Source organism: Campylobacter sp. CFSAN093227, from assembly GCF_012897855.1.
Lineage (GTDB): Bacteria > Campylobacterota > Campylobacteria > Campylobacterales > Campylobacteraceae > Campylobacter_D > Campylobacter_D jejuni.
The window spans coordinates 61,715-82,655 of the sequence record NZ_CP040610.1 but is presented as its reverse complement, the minus strand read 5'-3'; the positions used below and the strand labels follow the sequence as shown (position 1 = coordinate 82,655).

At 30.4% G+C, this 20,941-nt stretch carries 22 protein-coding genes, 1 other RNA gene and 3 pseudogenes; 14 read left to right on the top strand and 12 right to left on the bottom strand.

Annotated elements, in window-relative coordinates:
• Positions 1 to 19: 19 nt before the first annotated feature.
• From FBF06_RS00365 to FBF06_RS00355, 3 genes are all read right to left on the bottom strand, one after another.
• Positions 20 to 1,051: a Cj0069 family protein gene (locus tag FBF06_RS00365; protein ID WP_002860570.1), complete on the bottom strand. Its 1,032-nt coding sequence runs from the start codon at positions 1,049 to 1,051 to the stop codon at positions 20 to 22.
• 78 nt (positions 1,052 to 1,129) lie between these two features.
• Positions 1,130 to 2,026: a signal peptide peptidase SppA gene (gene sppA / locus FBF06_RS00360; RefSeq protein WP_002868363.1), complete on the bottom strand. Its 897-nt coding sequence runs from the start codon at positions 2,024 to 2,026 to the stop codon at positions 1,130 to 1,132.
• The gene (locus FBF06_RS00355) at positions 2,014 to 3,243 is read right to left on the bottom strand and encodes a metal-dependent hydrolase (protein ID WP_002851913.1); all 1,230 of its coding nucleotides are present in this window, start codon (positions 3,241 to 3,243) and stop codon (positions 2,014 to 2,016) included. The genes sppA and FBF06_RS00355 overlap by 13 nt, the downstream gene beginning before the upstream one ends.
• A gap of 90 nt (positions 3,244 to 3,333) precedes the next feature.
• Between FBF06_RS00355 and aroQ the strand changes: the two genes are divergently transcribed.
• The 8 genes from aroQ to fliY are packed head-to-tail and all read left to right on the top strand — an operon-like array spanning position 3,334 to position 9,578.
• On the top strand, positions 3,334 to 3,813 hold the full coding sequence (aroQ, locus tag FBF06_RS00350) for a type II 3-dehydroquinate dehydratase (RefSeq protein WP_002852001.1): 480 nt from the start codon (positions 3,334 to 3,336) through the stop codon (positions 3,811 to 3,813).
• Positions 3,814 to 3,815: 2 nt separating this feature from the next.
• On the top strand, positions 3,816 to 4,289 hold the full coding sequence (gene folK / locus FBF06_RS00345; RefSeq protein ID WP_002859755.1) for a 2-amino-4-hydroxy-6-hydroxymethyldihydropteridine diphosphokinase: 474 nt from the start codon (positions 3,816 to 3,818) through the stop codon (positions 4,287 to 4,289).
• A gap of 9 nt (positions 4,290 to 4,298) precedes the next feature.
• A complete protein-coding gene (flhF, locus tag FBF06_RS00340; RefSeq protein WP_002868362.1) occupies positions 4,299 to 5,753 on the top strand; it encodes a flagellar biosynthesis protein FlhF in 1,455 nt (484 codons plus the stop codon).
• A complete protein-coding gene (flhG, locus tag FBF06_RS00335; RefSeq protein ID WP_002851985.1) occupies positions 5,746 to 6,612 on the top strand; it encodes a flagella biosynthesis ATPase FlhG in 867 nt (288 codons plus the stop codon). The genes flhF and flhG overlap by 8 nt, the downstream gene beginning before the upstream one ends.
• 18 nt (positions 6,613 to 6,630) lie before the next feature.
• Positions 6,631 to 6,987, top strand: coding sequence for a membrane protein (locus FBF06_RS00330; protein WP_002851727.1), 357 nt, complete (start codon positions 6,631 to 6,633; stop codon positions 6,985 to 6,987).
• Entirely contained in the window at positions 6,968 to 7,660 is a 693-nt protein-coding gene (locus tag FBF06_RS00325) for an RNA polymerase sigma factor FliA (RefSeq protein ID WP_002851943.1), read from the top strand. Before FBF06_RS00330 ends, FBF06_RS00325 begins: the two co-directional genes overlap by 20 nt.
• Positions 7,660 to 8,739 carry a flagellar motor switch protein FliM gene (gene fliM, locus FBF06_RS00320; protein WP_002851710.1) on the top strand — a complete coding sequence of 360 codons (1,080 nt, stop codon included), beginning with the start codon at positions 7,660 to 7,662 and terminating at the stop codon, positions 8,737 to 8,739. Before FBF06_RS00325 ends, fliM begins: the two co-directional genes overlap by 1 nt.
• A complete protein-coding gene (fliY, locus tag FBF06_RS00315; protein ID WP_002858804.1) occupies positions 8,736 to 9,578 on the top strand; it encodes a flagellar motor switch protein FliY in 843 nt (280 codons plus the stop codon). The genes fliM and fliY overlap by 4 nt, the downstream gene beginning before the upstream one ends.
• A gap of 48 nt (positions 9,579 to 9,626) precedes the next feature.
• Here fliY and FBF06_RS00310 read toward each other — a convergent pair whose 3' ends face one another.
• Both FBF06_RS00310 and FBF06_RS09565 read right to left on the bottom strand, forming a co-directional pair.
• A complete protein-coding gene (locus tag FBF06_RS00310; RefSeq protein WP_002867895.1) occupies positions 9,627 to 10,223 on the bottom strand; it encodes a C39 family peptidase in 597 nt (198 codons plus the stop codon).
• Positions 10,208 to 11,061, bottom strand: a pseudogene (locus tag FBF06_RS09565) (hypothetical protein). Before FBF06_RS09565 ends, FBF06_RS00310 begins: the two are co-directional and overlap by 16 nt.
• A 132-nt stretch (positions 11,062 to 11,193) precedes the next feature.
• Between FBF06_RS09565 and FBF06_RS00295 the strand changes: the two are divergent.
• The 4 genes from FBF06_RS00295 to mnmA all read left to right on the top strand — a co-directional run bounded on the left by FBF06_RS00295 (position 11,194) and on the right by mnmA (position 14,648).
• Positions 11,194 to 11,709, top strand: coding sequence for a hypothetical protein (locus tag FBF06_RS00295; RefSeq protein WP_002870295.1), 516 nt, complete (start codon positions 11,194 to 11,196; stop codon positions 11,707 to 11,709).
• Positions 11,710 to 11,778: 69 nt separating this feature from the next.
• Positions 11,779 to 12,927 carry a hypothetical protein gene (locus FBF06_RS00290; RefSeq protein WP_002859749.1) on the top strand — a complete coding sequence of 383 codons (1,149 nt, stop codon included), beginning with the start codon at positions 11,779 to 11,781 and terminating at the stop codon, positions 12,925 to 12,927.
• A gap of 99 nt (positions 12,928 to 13,026) precedes the next feature.
• Positions 13,027 to 13,632 (top strand): TIGR00730 family Rossman fold protein, encoded by a 606-nt coding sequence (locus FBF06_RS00285; protein ID WP_002851677.1) that lies wholly within the window; start codon positions 13,027 to 13,029, stop codon positions 13,630 to 13,632.
• On the top strand, positions 13,632 to 14,648 hold the full coding sequence (mnmA, locus tag FBF06_RS00280; RefSeq protein WP_002889096.1) for a tRNA 2-thiouridine(34) synthase MnmA: 1,017 nt from the start codon (positions 13,632 to 13,634) through the stop codon (positions 14,646 to 14,648). Before FBF06_RS00285 ends, mnmA begins: the two co-directional genes overlap by 1 nt.
• Positions 14,649 to 14,675: 27 nt before the next feature.
• Here mnmA and FBF06_RS09950 read toward each other — a convergent pair whose 3' ends face one another.
• From FBF06_RS09950 to ffs, 6 genes and pseudogenes are all read right to left on the bottom strand, one after another.
• A complete protein-coding gene (locus FBF06_RS09950; protein WP_002908818.1) occupies positions 14,676 to 14,921 on the bottom strand; it encodes an anion permease in 246 nt (81 codons plus the stop codon).
• Between the two features lie 122 nt (positions 14,922 to 15,043).
• The gene (locus FBF06_RS09945; RefSeq protein ID WP_167557091.1) at positions 15,044 to 15,283 is read right to left on the bottom strand and encodes an anion permease; all 240 of its coding nucleotides are present in this window, start codon (positions 15,281 to 15,283) and stop codon (positions 15,044 to 15,046) included.
• A complete protein-coding gene (locus tag FBF06_RS09940) occupies positions 15,222 to 15,446 on the bottom strand; it encodes an anion permease (protein ID WP_002864358.1) in 225 nt (74 codons plus the stop codon). The genes FBF06_RS09945 and FBF06_RS09940 overlap by 62 nt, the downstream gene beginning before the upstream one ends.
• Before the next feature lie 53 nt (positions 15,447 to 15,499).
• A pseudogene (locus FBF06_RS09935) lies at positions 15,500 to 15,897 on the bottom strand (SLC13 family permease).
• A 160-nt stretch (positions 15,898 to 16,057) separates the two neighbouring features.
• On the bottom strand, positions 16,058 to 16,192 hold the full coding sequence (locus FBF06_RS09555) for a hypothetical protein (RefSeq protein WP_032591666.1): 135 nt from the start codon (positions 16,190 to 16,192) through the stop codon (positions 16,058 to 16,060).
• Between the two features lie 237 nt (positions 16,193 to 16,429).
• Positions 16,430 to 16,527, bottom strand: an RNA gene (gene ffs, locus FBF06_RS00250) — signal recognition particle sRNA small type.
• 179 nt (positions 16,528 to 16,706) lie between these two features.
• Here ffs and FBF06_RS00245 point away from each other — a divergent pair.
• A complete protein-coding gene (locus tag FBF06_RS00245) occupies positions 16,707 to 17,471 on the top strand; it encodes a bacteriohemerythrin (protein ID WP_032592277.1) in 765 nt (254 codons plus the stop codon).
• A pseudogene (locus FBF06_RS00240) lies at positions 17,428 to 19,300 on the top strand (flagellar assembly protein A). Before FBF06_RS00245 ends, FBF06_RS00240 begins: the two are co-directional and overlap by 44 nt.
• 3 nt (positions 19,301 to 19,303) lie before the next feature.
• On the opposite strand, the gene FBF06_RS00235 reads toward FBF06_RS00240, so the two are convergent.
• Positions 19,304 to 20,941, bottom strand: a complete 1,638-nt coding sequence (locus FBF06_RS00235) for a flagellar hook protein FlgE (RefSeq protein WP_002888850.1) — start codon at positions 20,939 to 20,941, stop codon at positions 19,304 to 19,306.

Sequence of the window (20,941 nt, the reverse complement as noted above, 5' to 3'; positions counted from 1 at the left end):
TGGACATTAAACTTAAAGACTAAGCCTTAGTTTTACTTACAATATTAATAATATTTGAAGCTACTTCATCAGCAAGTTCTAAATGAGAAGTAAAACCTACACAAGAACAATTAATCTCGCCTAAAACATATTTATCATTGCCCTTTTCATCAGTATCTAAAATAAAATCAGCCGTCCAAATCAATGGTAAGTCGTAATTGCCTAATTTTTCCCTTACCTTAGGAAGCTCGCCTAAAAACATATCCACCAAAGTTTTCCAATCTTCTGGCTTATCATAGCGATATTTTGCCCCACTAAAAAGCGTAGCAGAAAAAGCATCAGCATCTTCGGCTGGTTTTTTATGCACTACATTTACAGGGGTGTTATAAAGCATTAAAAGTCTGATTTCACCTTCTTTAATGCGCGGTAAAAAAGTCATATCCACAAGCATACCATTATCACCTATGATATATTGCTCGCAAAAATCCATAAATTCCCCAAGCTCTCTATGTTCTACATGATTATCCTTAGCTTCTGTACATTTGATTTTTGTGTTTAAAGGCAAACTATCTCCACTAACATTACCCTCTACACTCACACGCCAAATTCCCTCTCCTGTAGAGCCACGATTTTGTTTTAAAACCCTTTCACCTTTAGCCAAACTTTTTGGAAAATTTTCTTTAAAAGTCTTAATATCATAGTAAGCATAAGTATCGCTTGGAACAAGATCAGTATCTGCTAATTTTGTAAGTGCATCTTTAGCGCCATAACCTATCATAGCATCAGGATGAGGCATGCCTACAAGCTTATCGGCATAAAGTTTTCTTAACATATCAAAATACTCATTTTCTTCTTTAAGATTGCCAGGATTGATGCGAGAAACATAACCATCAAAATTTTCTTTCACATATTTGTAAATTTCATCTTTTTTACCCACTTCAAAAAAAATCACCTCAGCATTCCAACCCTTAGCTTTTAAGGCATTTACCATAGGCATGGTATCTTTTCTATAGCCATCTTCACCTTTATCACTCCCACCTTTAACTTCGAAAAAAACAATATTTTTTTTCATTATTTTACTCCTTATCTAAGATATAAATAATTATTGCATAAAAATATTACAAAAATTAAATAAAAATATTTATATATTTTATCTAGCGTTTATAAAACTGCTATTAGTTTTATAAGCGATTTCGATTAAGCTTTTACTTATCAAGCTTGATGTTTGTCCTTCTAGGCGGTTAAGAAATTTATCAATCTTATCTTCTTCTTTCCAAACAGGATTTGAAACATTAGCAAGTTTTTCAAGCTCCTTTTTAGCATTTTCATAATTACCAAGCTCATCTATAAGACCAAGCTCCTTAGCCTTGGCAGCTAAAAACACTCTTGCATTTGCCCATTGATCTTTTTTATTAAGATCTAATGCTCTTTCCTTGGCAACAAAACCTGTAAAAAGATCATAACTTTGATCAATTAAACCCTGTAAAAAATTTCTTTCATTCTCATTCCAAGCTCTTGCAAAAGTTCCAGCACTTTTAAATTCACCCGCTTGAATAGTTTGTTCTTTAATACCGAGTTTATTAGCCAATCCGCTTAAATCAGCTCCTTGCATAATCACACCGATAGAGCCTATAAAACTTGCCGGATTGGCTAAAATTTTATTTGCTCCAACTCCTGCTAAATAACTTCCACTTGCCATAGTTCCGCTTGCATAAACAAGCACAGGCTTTTTAATTTTTAAATCCTTTATAGCTAGAGCTAGTTCCATGCTAGGAGCAAAAGCTCCACCAGGAGAGTCTATAACAAAAAGCACTCCTTTGATATTGCTATCATTTTTAGCATTGATAATTTTTTCCAAAACCGCAGAGCTGTCAAAAATTTCACCCTTTAAATCAATGCGTTCTAAATTTGCAAGATTAGAGCTTGAATTTGCACTAGGTATTAAAATCCATATAACAATCAACAATAAAACAAAGGTTTTAAAATAAGTATTGATAAATTTTATACCGCATCCTAAAGCCTTAAAAAATGATTTTAAAATTTGCATTCTTTTCCTTTTATAAATAATTTATCCACTTCCTTAGCATTTAAAATAAACTGCAAAGGAGCTTGCTTTTTATCACATTCTCCTAGCTCAAATACGTTAAAATCAGCAATTTTACCTTTTTTAAGCTCTCCTAAATTTAAATTTAAAGCCCTTGCAGGATAAAGTGTTACCATTTGCAAAAGCTTAGAGGCTAACTCTAATAAATCAAAATTCTTATGTATAAGCAAATTCGCGCGCATTTCATCAAGTAAAGACAATGAAATATTTGAGCTAAGTCCATCGGTTCCTAAATGGATATTTAATCCACTTTTTAAAGCCGTTTTTAAATCTAAGCTTTTTTGACTTAAAAGGCGATTTGAAAATGCACAATGTGTAATAGAATGTAAATTTTTATCTAACCATTCATATTCTTTTAGATAAACACAATGCGTAAAAAGAGTCCTTACTCCTTTAAAAAGTTTAACAAAATCCTTTGGTGTATAAAGAGGCTTAGGATGAAGTGTGAAATTTTCAAGCCATTTTTTAAAACCCCCTTTAGACTCTCTAAGCCAGATATTTTCAGCCTTACTTTCTAAAAAATGCGTACTAGCTAGTAAATTTTGCTTTTTAGCTAAATCAAGAGCAAAATGAGCCAAACTAGGATGAGTTGAATAAGGAGAATGAATCGAAATTGCCGGGATAAAAAAATCATTTTTAAATTTCAAAGAATTTTCAAATCTTTTTAAAAATTCTTGTTTTTTATCTTCAACTTGATTTTCATTTGTACCCAAAATTTCATTAAAAAATACTATACGCATACCCTTGTGACTAGCCTTTAAGCAAGGATCTAAATCACTCCCAAAACTTGAAATTTCACCTATAGTGCCTATACCACTTTTTTGCATTTTTTTAATGCTTTGAAGTATTAATTCTTCTTTGGCCTGTGCATTTAATATGGAACGAGAATTTATAACACTTTTAAGCCAAATTAAAAATTCTCCAAAATGTAAAGTTGTTGAATTTGCACTAAATTCTAAGTGTGTGTGAGGATTTATAAAAGCAGGTAAAATAACCGAATTTTTAGGTGTTTTGATGATTTTAGCCTTAGGATATTTTTTTTTTAAATTATCCAATTCACCCAATTCTAAAATTTTATCTTCAAAAACAAAGGCTTGATTTTCTAGTATTGTAAAATCTTCATCGCATAAAAAAAGATATCTTGCAGCAACTATAAACACGATTTTCCTTTCAAAAATTACATTGTAGCAAAAATTTATTTTTAAAATGTTATAATAAAAGGTTAAAAATAAATTTTTAAGGTTAAATCCATGAAAATAATGATTATCCAAGGCCCAAATGTTAATATGCTTGGCGTAAGAGAAGTGGGAATTTATGGTGCTATGAAAATGGAAGAAATTCACGAGCAAATGAAACTTGCAGCATCGCAAAATAATGTAGAACTTGACTTTTTCCAAAGTAATTTTGAAGGTGAAATCGTAGATAAAATTCAAGAATGCCTTGGAACAGTTGATGGAATTATTATCAATGCAGCAGGTTATACTCATACTTCAGTAGCTATTCGCGATGCTATTGCAGCAGTAGCTTTGCCTACAATTGAAGTACATATTAGCAATGTTTATCGTAGAGAAGAATTTCGTCAAAAAAGTCTTATAGCACCTGTATGTTCTGGAACTATTGTTGGTTTTGGTCCTTTTGGCTATCACTTGGCTTTAATGGGTATAATTCAAATTTGTGAACAAATAAAAAATTTGCGCGCGATGCAACAAGCACAACAAACGAATAAATAATAATGCTAAAAATTCAAGGAGTAAAACACTTTGAAAAAAGTCGTTTTTTTCCTTTTTTTAGTCAAAATATACGATCTTTTAAATATTTAGCTCTTATAGGCTTAGGAAGCAATATAGAGCCCGAAAAAAAAAGATTTGATATGCTTTTTCGAGTAATGATGGATGATAAAAGATTTAAAATTTTATCCACATCTCCTATGTTGATAAATGAAGCCTTTGGTTTTAAAGAGCAAAAAGATTTTACCAATGCTGTTATGTTGATACAAACTAATTTGCATGCACGAGCACTTTTGAAAGTTTTACTTTATTATGAAGTAAAATTTAAACGCAAGAGAACTTTCAAAAACGCTCCTAGAACGCTTGATTTAGATCTTTTATACTTTTCACAAAAAGTCAAGCGTGATAAGTGGTGTGAGGTGCCTCATAAAGGGGTTAAAGAAAGAGTGAGTGTAATTTTGCCTTTAGGCATGATATAAGGAATATAAATGGGACAACTTATACATACTTTTACTGTTGAAGATACAGAACAAATTATACCCAAAGTAAAAGAAGATTACGGAGATAAAGCTTTAATTATAACAAATAAACAAATTCGTCCTAAAACCTTAAATCGCAGTGCGCTTTATGAGGTTATGGTAGCCATAGAAGAAAGCGACTATGAAGAACACTTAAAAAAACAAGGAAAATCTTTACCTGCAAAAAAAAGCTCGCCAAAACCATCTTCTACCTCTCTTGCAGAAGAAAAAATTAGATCTCAAATCCCTCAAGAAGATGAAGATGTAGTCTTGGATTTCTCAAACACTCGCTTAAATACAAATTTAAACACTGTAAAAAACAATGACTTAACTAAAAAAACCTATCAAGATTTTCCGCAAAACAAAATCAACCCTCATCAAAATAAGACTCTAGGCTTTGATGATTTCAAAGAAAAACTAAGTGAAGTTAGCAATGAAATTTCTAAAGTCACAAACACACCTTTAGAAAATTACACCCCTAATCCAAATTATAATAAAAAAATAGAAAATTTTGAAAAGCAATTTGAAAAACAAATCAACAAGCTTAATGATAAAATAGATCTTCTTGCAGATATGATGTGGGACGATAAAGCTGAAGCTAGAAAAAATCTTATGATACCTCCTGAATTTGCAAGTATTTATAAACAAGCCAAAGAAAGTGGAATGCTTGAAAATCATCTAGAAGCGATTATGAAAGCAACTATAGAAAATATGCCAGCTGCTATGAAAACCAACAAAGATGCGGTTCAAAGATATTTTCACTCACTTTTAAGAAATATCTTGCCTTGTCGTGTTGAAAGCGATATAAAAAAACAAAAAATCATGATGCTAGTAGGCCCAACAGGAGTCGGAAAAACAACAACCTTAGCTAAGTTAGCTTTTCGCTATGCTTATGGAGATAAGCGTTATAAAACAGGTATTATTACGCTTGATACTTATAGAATCGGTGCAGTTGAGCAACTTTTTCAGTATGCAAAAATGATGAAACTTCCTATTATTGATAGCATAGAACCAAAGGATTTAGATGAAGCGATAAAAAGCTTAAATAATTGCGAAGTAATTTTAGTTGATACTATAGGAAATTCACAATACGATCAAAGCAAACTTGCTAAAACTAAAGAATTTTTAATGCACTCAAATGCAGAAATTGATGTAAATTTAGTGGTTTCTGCAAACACCAAACATGAAGATTTAATGGAAATTTATAAAAATTTTTCATTTTTAAATATTGATACTTTGATTATTACTAAGTTTGATGAAACAAAGGTTTTTGGAAATATCTTCTCTCTTGTTTATGAAACAAATATTCCTCTAAGCTTTTTCTCTATAGGACAAGAAGTGCCAGATGATTTAGAAGTAGCCAATAGTGATTTTCTAGTTCATTGTATTTTAGAAGGGTTTAACAAAGGAAAAAATAATGAATAACCAAGCAAATAAACTTCGCAATCTCATGAGTCAAAATGGAACCAAAAAATCCCAAAACACTCATTTTATAGCTATTACAAGTGGAAAAGGTGGCGTTGGAAAAAGTACGATTAGCGCGAATCTAGCCAATGTTTTAGCAAATAATGGCTATAAAGTTGGGCTTTTTGATGCTGATATTGGCTTGGCAAATTTGGATGTCATTTTAAATGTACGCATACAAAAAAATCTCTTGCATGTTTTACGCGGAGAATGCTCCTTGGAAGACATTTTAATAGAAGTTAAGCCAAATTTATGGCTCATCCCAGGCGAAAGTGGAGATGAGATTTTAAAATATAATGATAAAAATATTTACGAGAGATTTTTAAATCAAGCAAGTATTTTAGATGAACTTGATTTTCTTATTATCGACACAGGCGCGGGTATTGGTGGAAATATTTTAAATTTTTTAGAAATGGCTGATGAAGTTATAGTAGTAACTGTTCCTGATCCTGCAGCAATCACTGATGCGTATGCAACCATAAAAACAACTTCTAAGACAAAAGAAAATTTACTAATGCTCTTTAATGTTGTAAAAAATGAAAATGAAGCTTTAAAAGTTTTTGAAAATATTAAAAAAGTTGCAGATGCAAACATTAAAAATCCTTTAAATTTAGAATTCTTAGGTCATTTAAGCGCTTCTAAAGATGTAAGTGGTAGTATTAAAAAAAGAACTTTATTTAGCGATGAAAACACAGCCTCAAGTGATGAGATTAAAGCCCTAGCTTCCAAGCTTTTATATAGATTGGAACGGAAAGTGCTTGATAATGTTTCAAATCGTAGTTTTTCAAGTTTTTTTAGAAAAATTATTGAAAGATTTTAGCAATAAAGAGAAGAGATTATGAGGCCAGAAAATTACGTAGCATTTTTCACTGTTTGTGGATTTTTTATAGGACTTGCATTTAGCATTATTAGTATAGATGAAGCCTTTGATATACTGATTTTTACTTGTTTTATTACTTTTATGTTTTATGTTTTTGTTCATATTGCTATTATGAATTTTATAGATGTAAAGAAAATTAGTGGCAGAATCTTTAATAAACACGATTATGAAAAAACTAGCAATAATATTATCAACGATTTAGTTATTCGTGAAAAGAAAATGGATATAATTTTAGAAAAGCTCAATGAAGAAAGAGAAGAGCTAAAGAAAAATGAATTCAAAGAAAGACGAAGAAATGCTAAAAGAGCCGCCTAAAGCTTATGCACAAATGCTAAAGAAAGAGCAAGATGAGCTTGTGCTTTCTTACATGCCAGCTCTGCGTGCTATGGCTTTTAGACTAAAAGAACGCTTGCCTTCAAGTATAGATGTTAATGATCTTATTAGCATAGGCGTTGAAGAAATGATAAAGCTTTCACGCCGTTACGATAAAGAACAAAATGATAACTTCTGGGGTTTTGCAAGAAAAAGAGTTAATGGCTCTATGCTTGATTATCTTAGAAGTCTTGATGTAATGAGTCGAAATAATCGTAAAATTATTAAAGATATTGATGCAATCATGGATGAATATTTTTTAGAACATGAATGCGAACCTGATGATGAGTATCTAGCCAAAAAACTTGATTTAGATGTAGAAAAAATCAAAGAAGTAAGAACAGCTCATGCTATTAGCTATACCCTGCCCATTGATGAGCAAATCGAACTTTATAATGAAGACAATACTTTAGAAAAAATTGAAAAAGAAGAACTTTTAGAAAAAATTCACGAAGTGCTAGATGATCTTAAAGAGCGCGATCAGTTAATTATTCAGCTTTATTATTATGAAGAATTAAGCCTAAAAGAAATCAGTGAAATTTTACAAATCAGTGAAAGCAGAATTTCACAAATTCACAAAAAACTTCTTAAAAAACTTAGAGAAAGGCTAGTGTAATGGCTGAGATACTCTCCCAAGAAGAAATTGATGCTCTACTTGAAGTTGTCGATGATAACACCGACACACCCATAGCCTCAAATTCAAAAGATGAAAAAGATGAAAGAAATATCGTTGTATATGATTTTAAGCGTCCCAACAGAGTTTCAAAAGAACAACTTAGGACAATCAAAGGCATACATGATAAATTAGCAAGAAATTTAGCCTCTCAAATTTCATCGATGATGAGAAGTATTGTTGAAACTAAACTTCATTCAGTCGATCAGATGACTTATGGAGAGTTTTTAATGTCTTTGCCAAGCCCAACAAGTTTTAATGTTTTTTCTATCAAACCTTTAGATGGAAACTGTGTTTTAGAAATCAATCCAAGCATAGCTTTTCCTATGATAGACAGGCTTTTAGGTGGTCAAGGCGATAGCTATGAAGCTTCGCGTGAGCTTACGGATATTGAGCTTAATTTACTTGATTCTATTTTGCGTATCATTATGCAAAGACTTAAAGAAAGCTGGGCTACCGTAACTGAAATTTATCCTAGTATAGAAGCTAAAGAATCAAGTCCAAATGTTGTGCAAATCGTATCTCAAAATGAGATTGTTATCATGGTAGTAATGGAAATCATCATAGGAAATTCAAGCGGAATGGTAAATATCTGCTATCCTGTAGTACATTTAGAAAGTATATTAAGCCGTTTAGCAAACCGTGATATTATGATGGGTGAAACCTCAGCCAAAAAATCACGTAACAAAGAGCTTAAAACTTTAATCGGTCGTGCTGAAGTGGTATATGAGGCAATTTTAGGAAAAACCTTAATTAATGTTCATGAATTTTTAGAACTTAAACAAGGCGATATTTTAAGGCTTGATAGAGAAGCAGACGATAAAGCTATAGTAAGTATCGATAAAAAAGATGTTTTCTTAGCACAAATTGGATTGCATCGTTTTAGAAAATCTATTAAAATTTTAGAACTTATACGCACAGATAAAGATGAAATCAAAGAAATTTTGGAAAAATACGAAGAAGAGCGTAAAGCTAAAGCCAGTGTTTATGATGAGCCTGAAGAGGAGGATGAAGAAATATGATCAATGATTTTTTAAAAATGTTTACAAATGAATGCATCAGCACCATTGAAGGTTTAACAGGAAAAAGTGCTGAATTTAGCGAATATAAAGAATTTGATGTCAATACAAGCGATACTTTAAAAGCACCTTTAGTGTATGCTATATTTAATATAGCAAATGGTGGAAAAATAGGAATTTTAGCTGGTGCTGTTTTAATGAGTGCTATTGGTGAATGGATGATGGGTGAAGAAGAGATCACCAAAAACGATAAACTAGGTCCTGATGAAATGGATGCAGCTAAAGAAGCCATCCAAAATATCATTTCAGCATTTTCTACAACCTTAGGAGCCCAAAAAGACATTCCAAAAATGGATTTTAGCATAGAATCTTGTGAATTTGTGCCTGAAAGCGTAGATTTTAAAGATTTTAAAAAATTATTTTTATATGATGTAAAAATAGGCGATTTAGAAGAACAAGTTTCTTTAGCCATGGATCAAACACTCCATAACATCCTAAGCGGGAAACCTGCTGAAACAGGAAATACAAGCACTGATTCTAATCACAATACTGAAGAAAAAGCGATAATGCTTAGCGAAGAGCTTAAAAATATCAATCTTATCATGGATGTGCGTTTGCCTGTTCGTGTGCGTATAGGCAATAAAAAAATGCTTTTAAAAGATGTTTTAACTATGGATATAGGTTCAGTTGTGGAGCTTAATCAACTTGCAAACGATCCGCTTGAAATTTTAATTGGGGATAAAAGAATTGCTTATGGCGAGGTAGTAATTGTCGATGGTAACTTCGGCGTTCAAATTACAGAAATTGGTTCTAAAAAAGAAAGATTAGAACAACTAAGATAAAAAGTTTTAGCCTACAAATTAAGAATAATAAATATAAACGAATTAAAACTAAAACAAACTAAAAGGGCTGAAATCAAAATGTAAAGATTTTGGAGTATTTAACTTAAAAGGTTTTAGCTCTTTTTTAGGAGCAACAATTAAAGCATAACCACCTTTATTATATCTATCCCAAATACTAAAAAATTGACTTTTAGAACTTATATATTCTCCATGACTTGGATCAAGCACTTGTAAATAATTACCTTTATGATTGATAATTATAACAAAATGTGGAAAGCGTGGATCATCTTCAATTTTTACAAGCATTGGAATATTTACAAGTTTATCCAAGTTTTCTCTATTGATTTGATATGAATTGCTTTCATAGCCTAGTTTTTTAACTGCATCGCTTAAATCTGCAAAGCTTACCATATCCGTATAAAGTTCCTGTCCACTCATAATCTTTAAAAGTTCAAGTTCATCAAACTTTTTATCATCAAGTATATTGAGTAAAGTTGCCAAAGATGAAGCCCCACAAGATTGCTCGTAAGTTTGCCTTATTACTCTTTCGTTTTTAATTTCTTGATAGGATTTAACTACCCATTCCGCTTTTGCACTCAAAGTAAGAATGGGTAAAAATAATAAAATTTTTAGAATTTTTTCCATAAGCTTATCCCAAATATGCTATCAGGAGAAGCAGAGCTTCCTCCAAAACTAGCATTAACAGAAACTGCGGTATCTGAATTAATGCTATAAGTAGAACCTAAACTTAAAGTTGGAATAGAACGCACTTCAGAATTTTGATAACCATTAATTTTTTGCTCGGTTTGAAATCTTTGCTCTGCTCCTAAATCTAAAGTAATTTTAGGACTTAGAATAATAGATAAATCCCCACCCACATAAATACTATTTCCATACTCTATTTTAAGGGTTTTAAATTTTCTTGATTGGTTATAACCAAAGCCGGTATAAATGCTATATACAACAGGATCGCTATATCCCCTTAGACTAGCTTGTAAGCTTTGTGATTTTAGGTAAAAGTTTTGGTTTGATTGACTGCTTTTTCTCTTTGAACGACTGCAGCTTGAAAGGTAATTTGTGGAATTAAATCTGCAATGCTATCGCCTGTATAAATAAAACCTAGTCATAAACTATCAAAACCTATTCTGTTTTTACTAGAATACTCATTTGTAAAAAAGTTTGTATATTCTTGTCTTGCATAACTTCCGCCCCCTGAAATAAGTATGTCAAACTTAGGTGTTATGGTATAAATGAAAGTTTGAGTTAAAAACACTTGCTTTGTATCATTCCAAATTGTAGGATCTCCGCCTATTGTTATATTAGGATAAAGAGAATACGAGTTTGCATTTCCTGTGCTAAGTAAAGAAAAGCTTGTAATACTTCTTAAACCTATTTGCTTTTTAAACAAACTGTCTATATTTAGTTCATCACTAGCAAAAACACAACTGACTAAAACCATAAATGTTAAATAAATCTTTTTCATTGTTACCTTTCTAAATATTTTAAAAAATTTTTTTAAAGCAATGAATGTTCCAAATAAAAAAATTTGATTTTAATATATAATTTATGATATTATTCAAATAAAGAGTAAAATAGTTAAGAAAAGGAGAATTATATGTTAAAAAAATTAGTAAATTGTTTAATTTTGGGTTCTTTATTTACAAGTTCTGCTTTTGCTGGGGATTTTTTAGCTAAGGTTAGTAATGGTGCTTTAAGTGATAATTCTCAAGGAGTTAAGGCTCTTAATTTAGATGAGATGAAACAAGTTAAGGGTGGATATCAAGTTCTTACAAGCAAACTTGGAAATTCTGAATATATAGCATTAGCTATTCCAGATAATACAACAACATATAAACAGTTGGTAGCCATTTATACCGTAACTGGCGATAACACTTTTTCAAATACATTTTTAGGTTATACAGTAAAAAGAAATATCGCAATATCAAGCTCGGGAAAACCTTATGTTCTTTTTAACTATGGTGTTGCACTACTTGATAGACAAACGGGGTTGCATAGAGTTAATTCGAGTGAGATTTTAAATAATAATCAGGTTATTAAAGAATTAACTATGAAATATAAAACTCAATTTGAAAGTAATCTTGGTGGCTGGACTGCTAGAGCTAGAAGATAAAAAACTTATGAAAAAATCATTTTTGCCGATTTATCTTATAAATAAAACTTTACTTACAGGAAGGTAAAAATGATTAATGGTATAAATTCTTATTCAAGCTACAATTACACAAATACTTTTAGTAATAATACTTCAAATATAAAATCATCTAATGTTGCAAATGATAACTCAAGCCTTGTAAGCGATAAATCTAGGGCAGTAAGTAAAATGCTAGGATATGGCGTAGATAAAGATGGCTTTTTTACAAGCGATTTTAACGAAGCTGCAGGCTTACCAAAAGATTATAAGATTTATGCTAAAGATATAGAAAATTTTGTTAATATTCAAACAAAAAGTCTATTATCAAGTTATATTAATATTGATATAGCAAAAAGTATAGGAAATGCTTATAAAGTATTTTCACAACTTTTAAATGATGAGTTAAACAATAAAATCAATTTTACAAAAGAAGACTTAGTAAAAATACCACAAGGTTTCGAATTTAATCAAAATACTTTGGAGATAAATAAAAAATATAATTTAAATGATAAAGAGTATAAAGATTTTATGTCTAATTATCAAAATTACTCTCCGACTTCCCATAATATAAAAATAATGACTTTTTTCTCACTTGATGATAAAAGTGATATTTTTAAATATTCTTTAATAGATCCTACTCCTTATAGTAATAATGATAAAACTATAACAAAAAGTGGTATTTTTATGACTTTCTTTACTGGATTTCAAGCAAAAAACTATTTTATCGAAGGACAAACAAGTATTTTAGGCAAAATGCAAGGATTTGATAAAACTATGAGTCAAAGTGAAATTGATAATTTAAACAAATTCATAAGTGAAAATAGTATGAATTTTAAAGGAGATATTTTTAAGCTTTTTGATTTATTAAATTCAGATATGAGCATTGATGATTTTAAACAAAAAATACTAGAACAAAAAGAAAATTTAAACAATCCTACAAAAAATACAAATAACAAAGAAACTTCAGAAGAAGACAAAAAAAAGCCATTTAAACCTATACAAGCGCAAAGTTCAAGCGAAACCTATAAAGATGATAATAAAATGAATGAGCTTTTAAAAAAGCTACTGGAAAATAAATTTGGCACAAGCGATGAGTTAGAACTTCTTTTTGGTATGAAATTTAGTGATGATAACACAGGAGAATTTAACAAAATTATTTCTCAAAATACTGCACAAAAAAGTATAGATATTAAAGCTTAAGGATTTAAAAGTCTTTAAATTCTATTAAAACTTATATAATAAAGAACTTATTATAAATTTTTAGCTAGAATGGAATTTATTTTAACTAAAGGTTGAAAAATGAATGAAAAAATAAGCCAAGATTTAGAAAAATTTGCTAACATACCAAACCTAAAAAATGCCGTAACTTTTTTTGGTTCAGCAAGGCTTAAAGAAGATAATTTTTATTATCAGCAGGCTAAAATTTTGGCACAAAAATGTGTTCAAAATGGTTTTTGTGTGATAAGTGGTGGAGGTGGTGGTATTATGCGTGCAGCCAACGAAGGTGCTTTTTCACAAAAAAATAATACAAATTCAATGAGTTCTGTAGGGTTTAATATATTTTTACCTCACGAGCAAAAACTTAATGATTTTGTAGAATATAATATTACTTTTGAGAGCTTAGCCATACGCAAAATGGCTCTTATTGAAAAGAGTCTAGCTTTTGTGATCTTCCCAGGCGGCTTTGGAACACTTGATGAATTGTGTGAAATTCTTACATTAAAACAATTAGAATTTAAAAAAGATGTTCCTATTATTTTGTTTGGGAGTGAATTTTGGCGAGGTTTTGATGAGTTCGTCAGAAATTCTTTACTCAAACTTGAAGTGATTTCTAAAGGAGATGAGTTAAAGTATAAAATCACTGACGACTTGGATTTTATAATTAATACTTTAAAGGAAATTTAATGAAAATTCTAGTCGCTATGAGCGGTGGAGTTGATAGTACAGTCACTGCTTACAAACTTAAAAATTTAGGTCATGAAGTTATAGGTTGTTATATGAAACTTCATGGCAAACCAAATTATCACGAAGAAAATATCAAAAAAGTAGAAAAAGTTGCAAACTTTTTGCAAATTCCTTATCATATTTTAGACTTACAAGAAGATTTTAAAAACAAAGTTTACATGCCTTTTGTGGATACTTATAAAGAGGGTAAAACACCAAATCCTTGCGCTTTATGTAACCGTTTTATCAAACTTGGAAAACTTTTAGAATTTGCTAAAAGTTTAGGTTGTGAAAAACTTGCCACAGGGCATTATGCAAGACTTGAAAACAACTTAATAAAAACCGCAGTAGATGAAAGCAAGGATCAAAGCTATTTTTTAGCTAGCGCAGATAAAGAAGCTTTAAAATATCTTATTTTTCCGCTAGGCGAAATGAAAAAAGAAGATGTGAAAAAATTTGCTTCCACTATAGAGGTTTTAAAATCTTTTGCCACCCAAAAGGAAAGTTCTGAAATTTGCTTTGTTGAAGATACTTATGTGCAAGTTTTAGATCAGTTTATGGATACAAAAATTCCTGGAGAAGTATTAGATAGTAGCGGAAAAGTGGTAGGCAAACATGAGGGCTATATGCACTATACCATAGGCAAAAGAAGGGGCTTTGAAGTGCGTGGGGCACATGAACCACATTTTGTTTTAAAAATCAATCCTAAGCAAAACCAAATCATCGTAGGAACCAAAGAAGAACTTAAAATCAGTGAATTTAACCTAAAAAATATCAATCTTTTTATAGACGCTAAAGAGCTTGTTTGCGAAGTAAAAATCCGCTATCGTTCAAAATCTACACCTTGTAAGGTAGAAATTTATGAAGATAAAAGCGCAAAAATCACTCTAAAAGATCCTGTTTATGGACTTGCTAGCGGACAAATGGCAGTCTTTTATGATCATGATAAAGTCATAGCAAGCGGTTTTATAGAATAATTTCTAGGAATTAATTCCTAGAAATTATTAATAAAATCCTAAAATTTTCCACCAAAAAAGCTCAACAGCTATCATCACTACTATATCAACTATGGAAATCACAAAACCTATACTCCACCATTTTTTAAGAGTTACACAGCCTGTTCCAAAAATAACAGGAGCTGTTCCTATTGCATAGTGAGTTAATGCCATCATAACATTACCTGAAGCTATCATAATAAAAGCATAAAAAAGTGGTGGTGCTCCTAAGGCAAGCTGCACTATAAAAAACAAAAAACATTGCTGATATATGAGCTGTAGTAGAAGCAAAGAAATAGTGTGTATATAAAAAAAGCAAGGCTTAAAAATATCATAATAGAAATTTCCCCAAGTCCCATAGCAGAAGCAAATTCACCTTAAGCTTCAGCTAAAAACTGTGTAACACCAAGTTTGCCAAGTAAAGTTGCCATCATTACAAGAGCTGAAAACCATACTAAAGTATTCCAAGCAGCTTTTTCAGCCAAAACTTCCCCAAAAGTTAAAACTCCACTAATCAACACCAAAGACAACCCAAGCAAAGCCACACTAGTCGCATCAAGAGAAATTCCAAAAAAACAAGCCCAAAGCTCCAGCCCATAAAAGTAAAAGCGAGACAAAAACACTGAGCATGATTTTTTCACTATTTTTCATTTTTACAAGTTCTTTTAATTTATCTTTAGCAAAAGTAGAAGCATTAGGCGTGGATTTAATTTCTAGCGGAGAGAGAAAATAAAGCATCAAAGGCATCAAAAGCATAGCAGCTATACCAGGTAAAAACATCCCTAAAGCCTATTACCCCCAAGTTAAATGCACTTCTAAATTTGTAGCTTGTGCTATAAGATCAACCACCAAAGGATTTGGAGCTGTAGCTGTAATAAACATAGCTGATGAAATAGGATTGGCTCTTGATAATTTACCAAAGAAAGATAAGTGCCTATTTTATTTTGTGTTCCATCTTCAGGAGTGGATTTAAAACTTCTTGCAATAACTTGAACTATAGGATTTATGATAGCCCCTGCTCTTGCAGTATTTGAAGGAGCAACTGGAGCTAAAATAGTTTCACAAAAAGCTATAGAATAAGCAATACCTAAGTTTTTTTACCAAGAATACTGATAAAATGATAAGCCAAATGCTCTCCAAGTCCTGTTTTAATAACTCCACGAGCCACAATAATAGAAATCACTATAAGCCAAATAAGAGAATTTGAAAAACCACTTAAAGCATCTTTTATACCCGTTTTAGATTTTAAATTTGATATAGCAGTATTTACCTTTTCATCTTATGCTCTTTTGATATAAAAAATCAAGTGCTGAAGTATTTAAAGGAAATTTTAGTCTCATCAATAAGTTGTTGCGCAGAAGTTTTCGAAGTAGCTTTGGTGTAAATTTTACTTAGATTTTCAATTGGGTAGTGGTAATACCACTAAGAGCTACTATGGCAATAGCTATAAAAGGCATTACTTGTAAAATCACTGCCATAATCACGGCAATAAAAAACTCAAGAAAATGCCAAGAATTATCTTCCAAACCTACAAGGAGTAGGTATAGGCCAAAACACAGTTGCAATTAAAATACACAGCACCAACAAGGGAATTTTCTTTCTATCCATTGTTTATCCTTTGATATTGGTAATGTAATTTACAATGCTTAAATTCTAGTTAACTAATATTTTAATAAATCTTAAAATTATAATTTTTAAATAAATTTTTAATTTATAAAAAAGCTAGCCTAATTGAAAAATGGGAATTTTAAAATGAATAAAACCCTTCCCCAGATAACTGCGGCACACACTAAAATCAAGTGCTCTGCTGTGTTCCCACCCTGAAGCGGTGCTTAAAAATAGCATTGCACAGGTCTAAGAAAAGGCTTAAAAATTATATCATAATATACTTAAAAAGCCTTGAGTTGTTAAGATTCAATATATAAATTTGCAATCAATCCATTGTTTTTATAAGAATTTTAAAAATTCATTTGTCAAATTATTATTTTATTTTCAAAAAATACGATATAAAAATAATTATTACATCCAAAAAGGAAAAATATGGAAGTTAAATGGAGTAGAGATTTTAGCATTAAAAATATGCAATTAGACAAACAACACGAACTAATTTTTGAAATTACCAATCTTGCAAATGATTTAGCTCTAAACATTCAAGATAATAATACACAACACAAAAATGATTTAAAACAAATTCTTGTAAAGCTATTTCAATACATCAAAATTCATTTTAAAGATGAAGAAAAATTTATGGAAAGCATTGATTTTCCTTTGATTGAAGAACATAAAAAATCTCATCAAATATTAGTAGAAAAAACTAAAGAGCTTTTAGAGCATTCAGATAATATTGTAAAAATGTCTCAAGAACTTTCCATATTAACCAAAGATTGGATTTTAGATCATTTTGCTAATGAAGATTTATGGATAGCTAATTTTACAAAAAAAACCCTACACCTTCAAGAAATCCATTATACCTTAGAACAATACATAAAACTAAAATCAATCAAACAAGACCTAAGAGCTGAAAAAACTCATGATTATATTTGCAATTGTTCTTTGCGTATCCATGCAGTTCCACAGACTATACATCAAGAGCTTGTTAGCAAAGAAAATACCTTAAAGTGCGAAAAATGTGGGCAAATTTTAGTTCATTTGGATTATTTTGATTTGAATCAAAATTTCGAAAAATTCAATGCTATTTTTGAAGATGCACTACAAAATCACCATTTCACGACTCAAAAAAATGATATGGGGGGGGGGATAGATGAATTTTCAAGTAAAAACCTTAGAAACTTTCAATCCTTTTGAAAGTTTAAATCATGAACAAGTAAACACAGAACAAATTCTTGATTTTAGAGTTATAGATTTTAAACTTCTGTGTTCTAGTGTAAAACCAGCAAAAACAAAAACTTATGAAAGAAAGGATTTTGACTTATTTTATGCAGATGATTTTTTTGTAAAAAACTACAATACCATAGTGCAAAAATTTCTTATAGAAATTTACCCAAAAACCCAAAGTTTTCCTTTTACAGTCAAACTTAGATCCAACTCCAACCTAACCCATCTAAAAGCCAGTATCAACCTTACAGAAAATTTTAAATATTACCCTAATTTAAAATTTGATATTTTGCAAAATATCTACAAAATAATGATCAAACAAAAATTTTTAATCTTAAGACTTGATAAAAATTTATTTGACAAGATTGATGATTTTATCTTATCAATACAAAAAAGTCCATCTATTAAAGAAATAGAGCTTGAAATTGCCAAAGGTGTAGATAAGATTGAACATAAAAGTGATGAAATTATTTATCATAGAGATGTTAACGAAGAATGTTTTGACGAAAATATTAACTATGATGAAGGAAACTACTGTAAACCTATTGAAAAAAATGAGCTACTTTTTGAATACATTTATAGAATTCTTGGAAAAGAAGGACGAAATTTAAGAGGAGAAATCCTTCATTTAAATCCAATAGCCTTTCTTGATAATCCTTTTATCATAAAAGATGAAAGCATTTACACAGAAGAATTAGAAGATAGAATTAAATATTTTAGCGCCAATTATGGATTTTTAAATAAAGACCACTCAGGATATAGCGTTATAAACAATTTAAAATTATCACAAATAGGGCTTAAAACAACCGGTTCAATCAAAACAAATACCGATGAAAATATAAACTTAGAAATCACTAATTTTGATATAAGTGATGATGCTATTAAATCAGGTATTGTAAATGTTCAAGCTTCAAATATAAAAGTAAATGGGAGTATTGGAGCAACAAAACTTTATGGAAAAAATATCAGCATAAAAGGCTTAACTCATGCAAAAAGCGAAATTTTTGCACAAGATATTTTTATTACAACACAACAAAGGAACTTTGCAGGCTGACACTGTATATATAAAAAATTTAGAAAATGGGACAATTATAGCTAAAAATGTATTTGTTGAAAACTGCATGGGTGGAAAAATAGAAGCAGAAAATATTTATATTTGCAATTTACTAACGGATAATACTTTATATCCAAGAAAAAATCTAATCATAACAAACAATATAAAATTTAAAAACAATATCGTAGTTTCACCACTAGTTTCTATTGAAAACAACTCAGATACAGAATGCGAAAATCTTAAAAATCTAAGCCTTAAAATAAAAAGTAAGCTTGATGACACCATAAGCAAAATGCAAAATTACTATGATTATCTAATCAAAAATCAAATCAAAATCATCAAACTTCAAAAGACTAAAAATCCTAGCGCCATAGAAATGAAATTTTCAAATCTTTATCACGATATCATAAAAAAATACAATCATCTTAGCATTTCGTATAAAAAATTTATAAAATTAAAATATCAAATTGATGCGAAATTAAATTTCTTAAATGAAATGGTTTACAATGTAAAAATATACATAAAAGCCGAAAATATCGGAGAGGATAATTTTTTAAAATTTTATCCTAACACAAACACCAACCTTGAACTAAAACATCATATAAATTTAAAAGACTATGAAAAGGTTTTATATCTTGAAAAAGGACAGCAAGTAAGTTATATTAAATCAAGCCATAATTATAGCGAAAGCGACATAGAAGAAATTAAAATTATTTTTGAAAAATTAGAAAAAGATAATTCCTAAGAATTATCTTTTCATATTAATGGCTTTTTGTATCATCTGATCACTTGTAGTGATACTTTTTGAGCTTGCATCAAAGGCTTTTTGAGTTACGATAAGGTTTGAAAGCTCTGCGCTTAAATCAACATTTGATTGTTCTAAGAATCCGCCTTTAAATTTAGCTGTATTAACAACTTGACCATCTTTCATAATAAAACTTGCATCACCGCTATTTGCCGTTGCTGCAAAAATATTATCTCCCATAGCAACTAATCCTTGCTCATTGATAAAATTATATAAAGCAAGCTTTCCAACTATGGCATTTTTACCATTGCTAAATTGCGCAACAATACTTCCATCATCGGATATATTATATTGCTCAAAAAACCCTTCAGCTACACCATCTTGTTGTGTAACTACATTTTTTTCGACGCCTTGTTTAATATAAATCCCACTATAACCCGAACCAGGCTTGTTAGCATCATAAGGAGAACCTAAATCAATATTAATTGTTCCACCATTTGGATTTGCAATGCTTGTAATATTGTTTTGAAGCAAAGCACCATTTTTATCAAAAACCATATTTCCTTCAGTCGGATTGCCTACGGCATTGCCATTAGAATCATAAATTTGTGCAATAGCTTTATATTGTATATTATCGCCTTCTTGCGGTAAAACTCTTTCAAGTGTAACCCTTAAAGTGCTTTTACTTCCATCTGCATTATAAATAGGGGATTCTAAAATATCTTTATTGGCTTTTTGTTGCTCTGTTGAAATTTGAGCTGTATCAAGCTTGATGCTATTTTCATCCAATCCTTTTAAATCAAGCTCGTTACTTTTAAAATTTAGATTTTCATCTAAAGTCGCTTCAAAGCTTGTTTTTACGCCATTATCATCAGTGAAATTTAAAATAATCCTATCACCCGCTTTAGCACTAAACACATCTTCTTTGCTAACACTACCACTAACTACATATTTTCCATCTTCAGTTTTTGTAATGTTAAATTTACTAGGATCAAGATCTACTTTAACTACTTCTGTTGTTGTGTTAGTATTTAAACTTCCACTCCATTTTACATTTTGAGTTACTTGAGGAGGTAAATACATATTCACAGGTACTTTAATAGCCCCTTGAGAAGCGGTTGTGCCTATACTGAAAGAATTATTTGAATTTACAGTAAAACCATTATTTACCGGAGTTCCTGTGTTAAGATAATCCCCCATAAGCCCAGCAACTCTATCGCTATAGTTAATACCAGTAAAAGCAGGATTCATTGTTCCTAAAACAAAATTTCCATAAGAATCTACCAAATATCCATTGGCATCTCTTCTAAATGATCCATTTCTAGTATAGTAAGCATTGCCATCAGCCCCTAAAACCCCAAAAAATCCTTTTCCTTGCAAAGCCACATCAAATTCGCCATCACTTGCAACAGGAGAACCCTGTTCGAAAACAACTTGAGAAGATGCTGCACTGCTACCATAACCACCTTGAGCAGGGTTGGTTGATTGGGTTGTTATGGTAGTATAAAAAATATCTTTAAATTGAGCATCAGAGTATTTAAAGCCCGTGGTATTGACATTTGCTATGTTATTAGCAGTGATATCAATACCAAAGCTATTGCTTTTTACTCCAGAAATCCCATTATAAAATGAATTCATCAT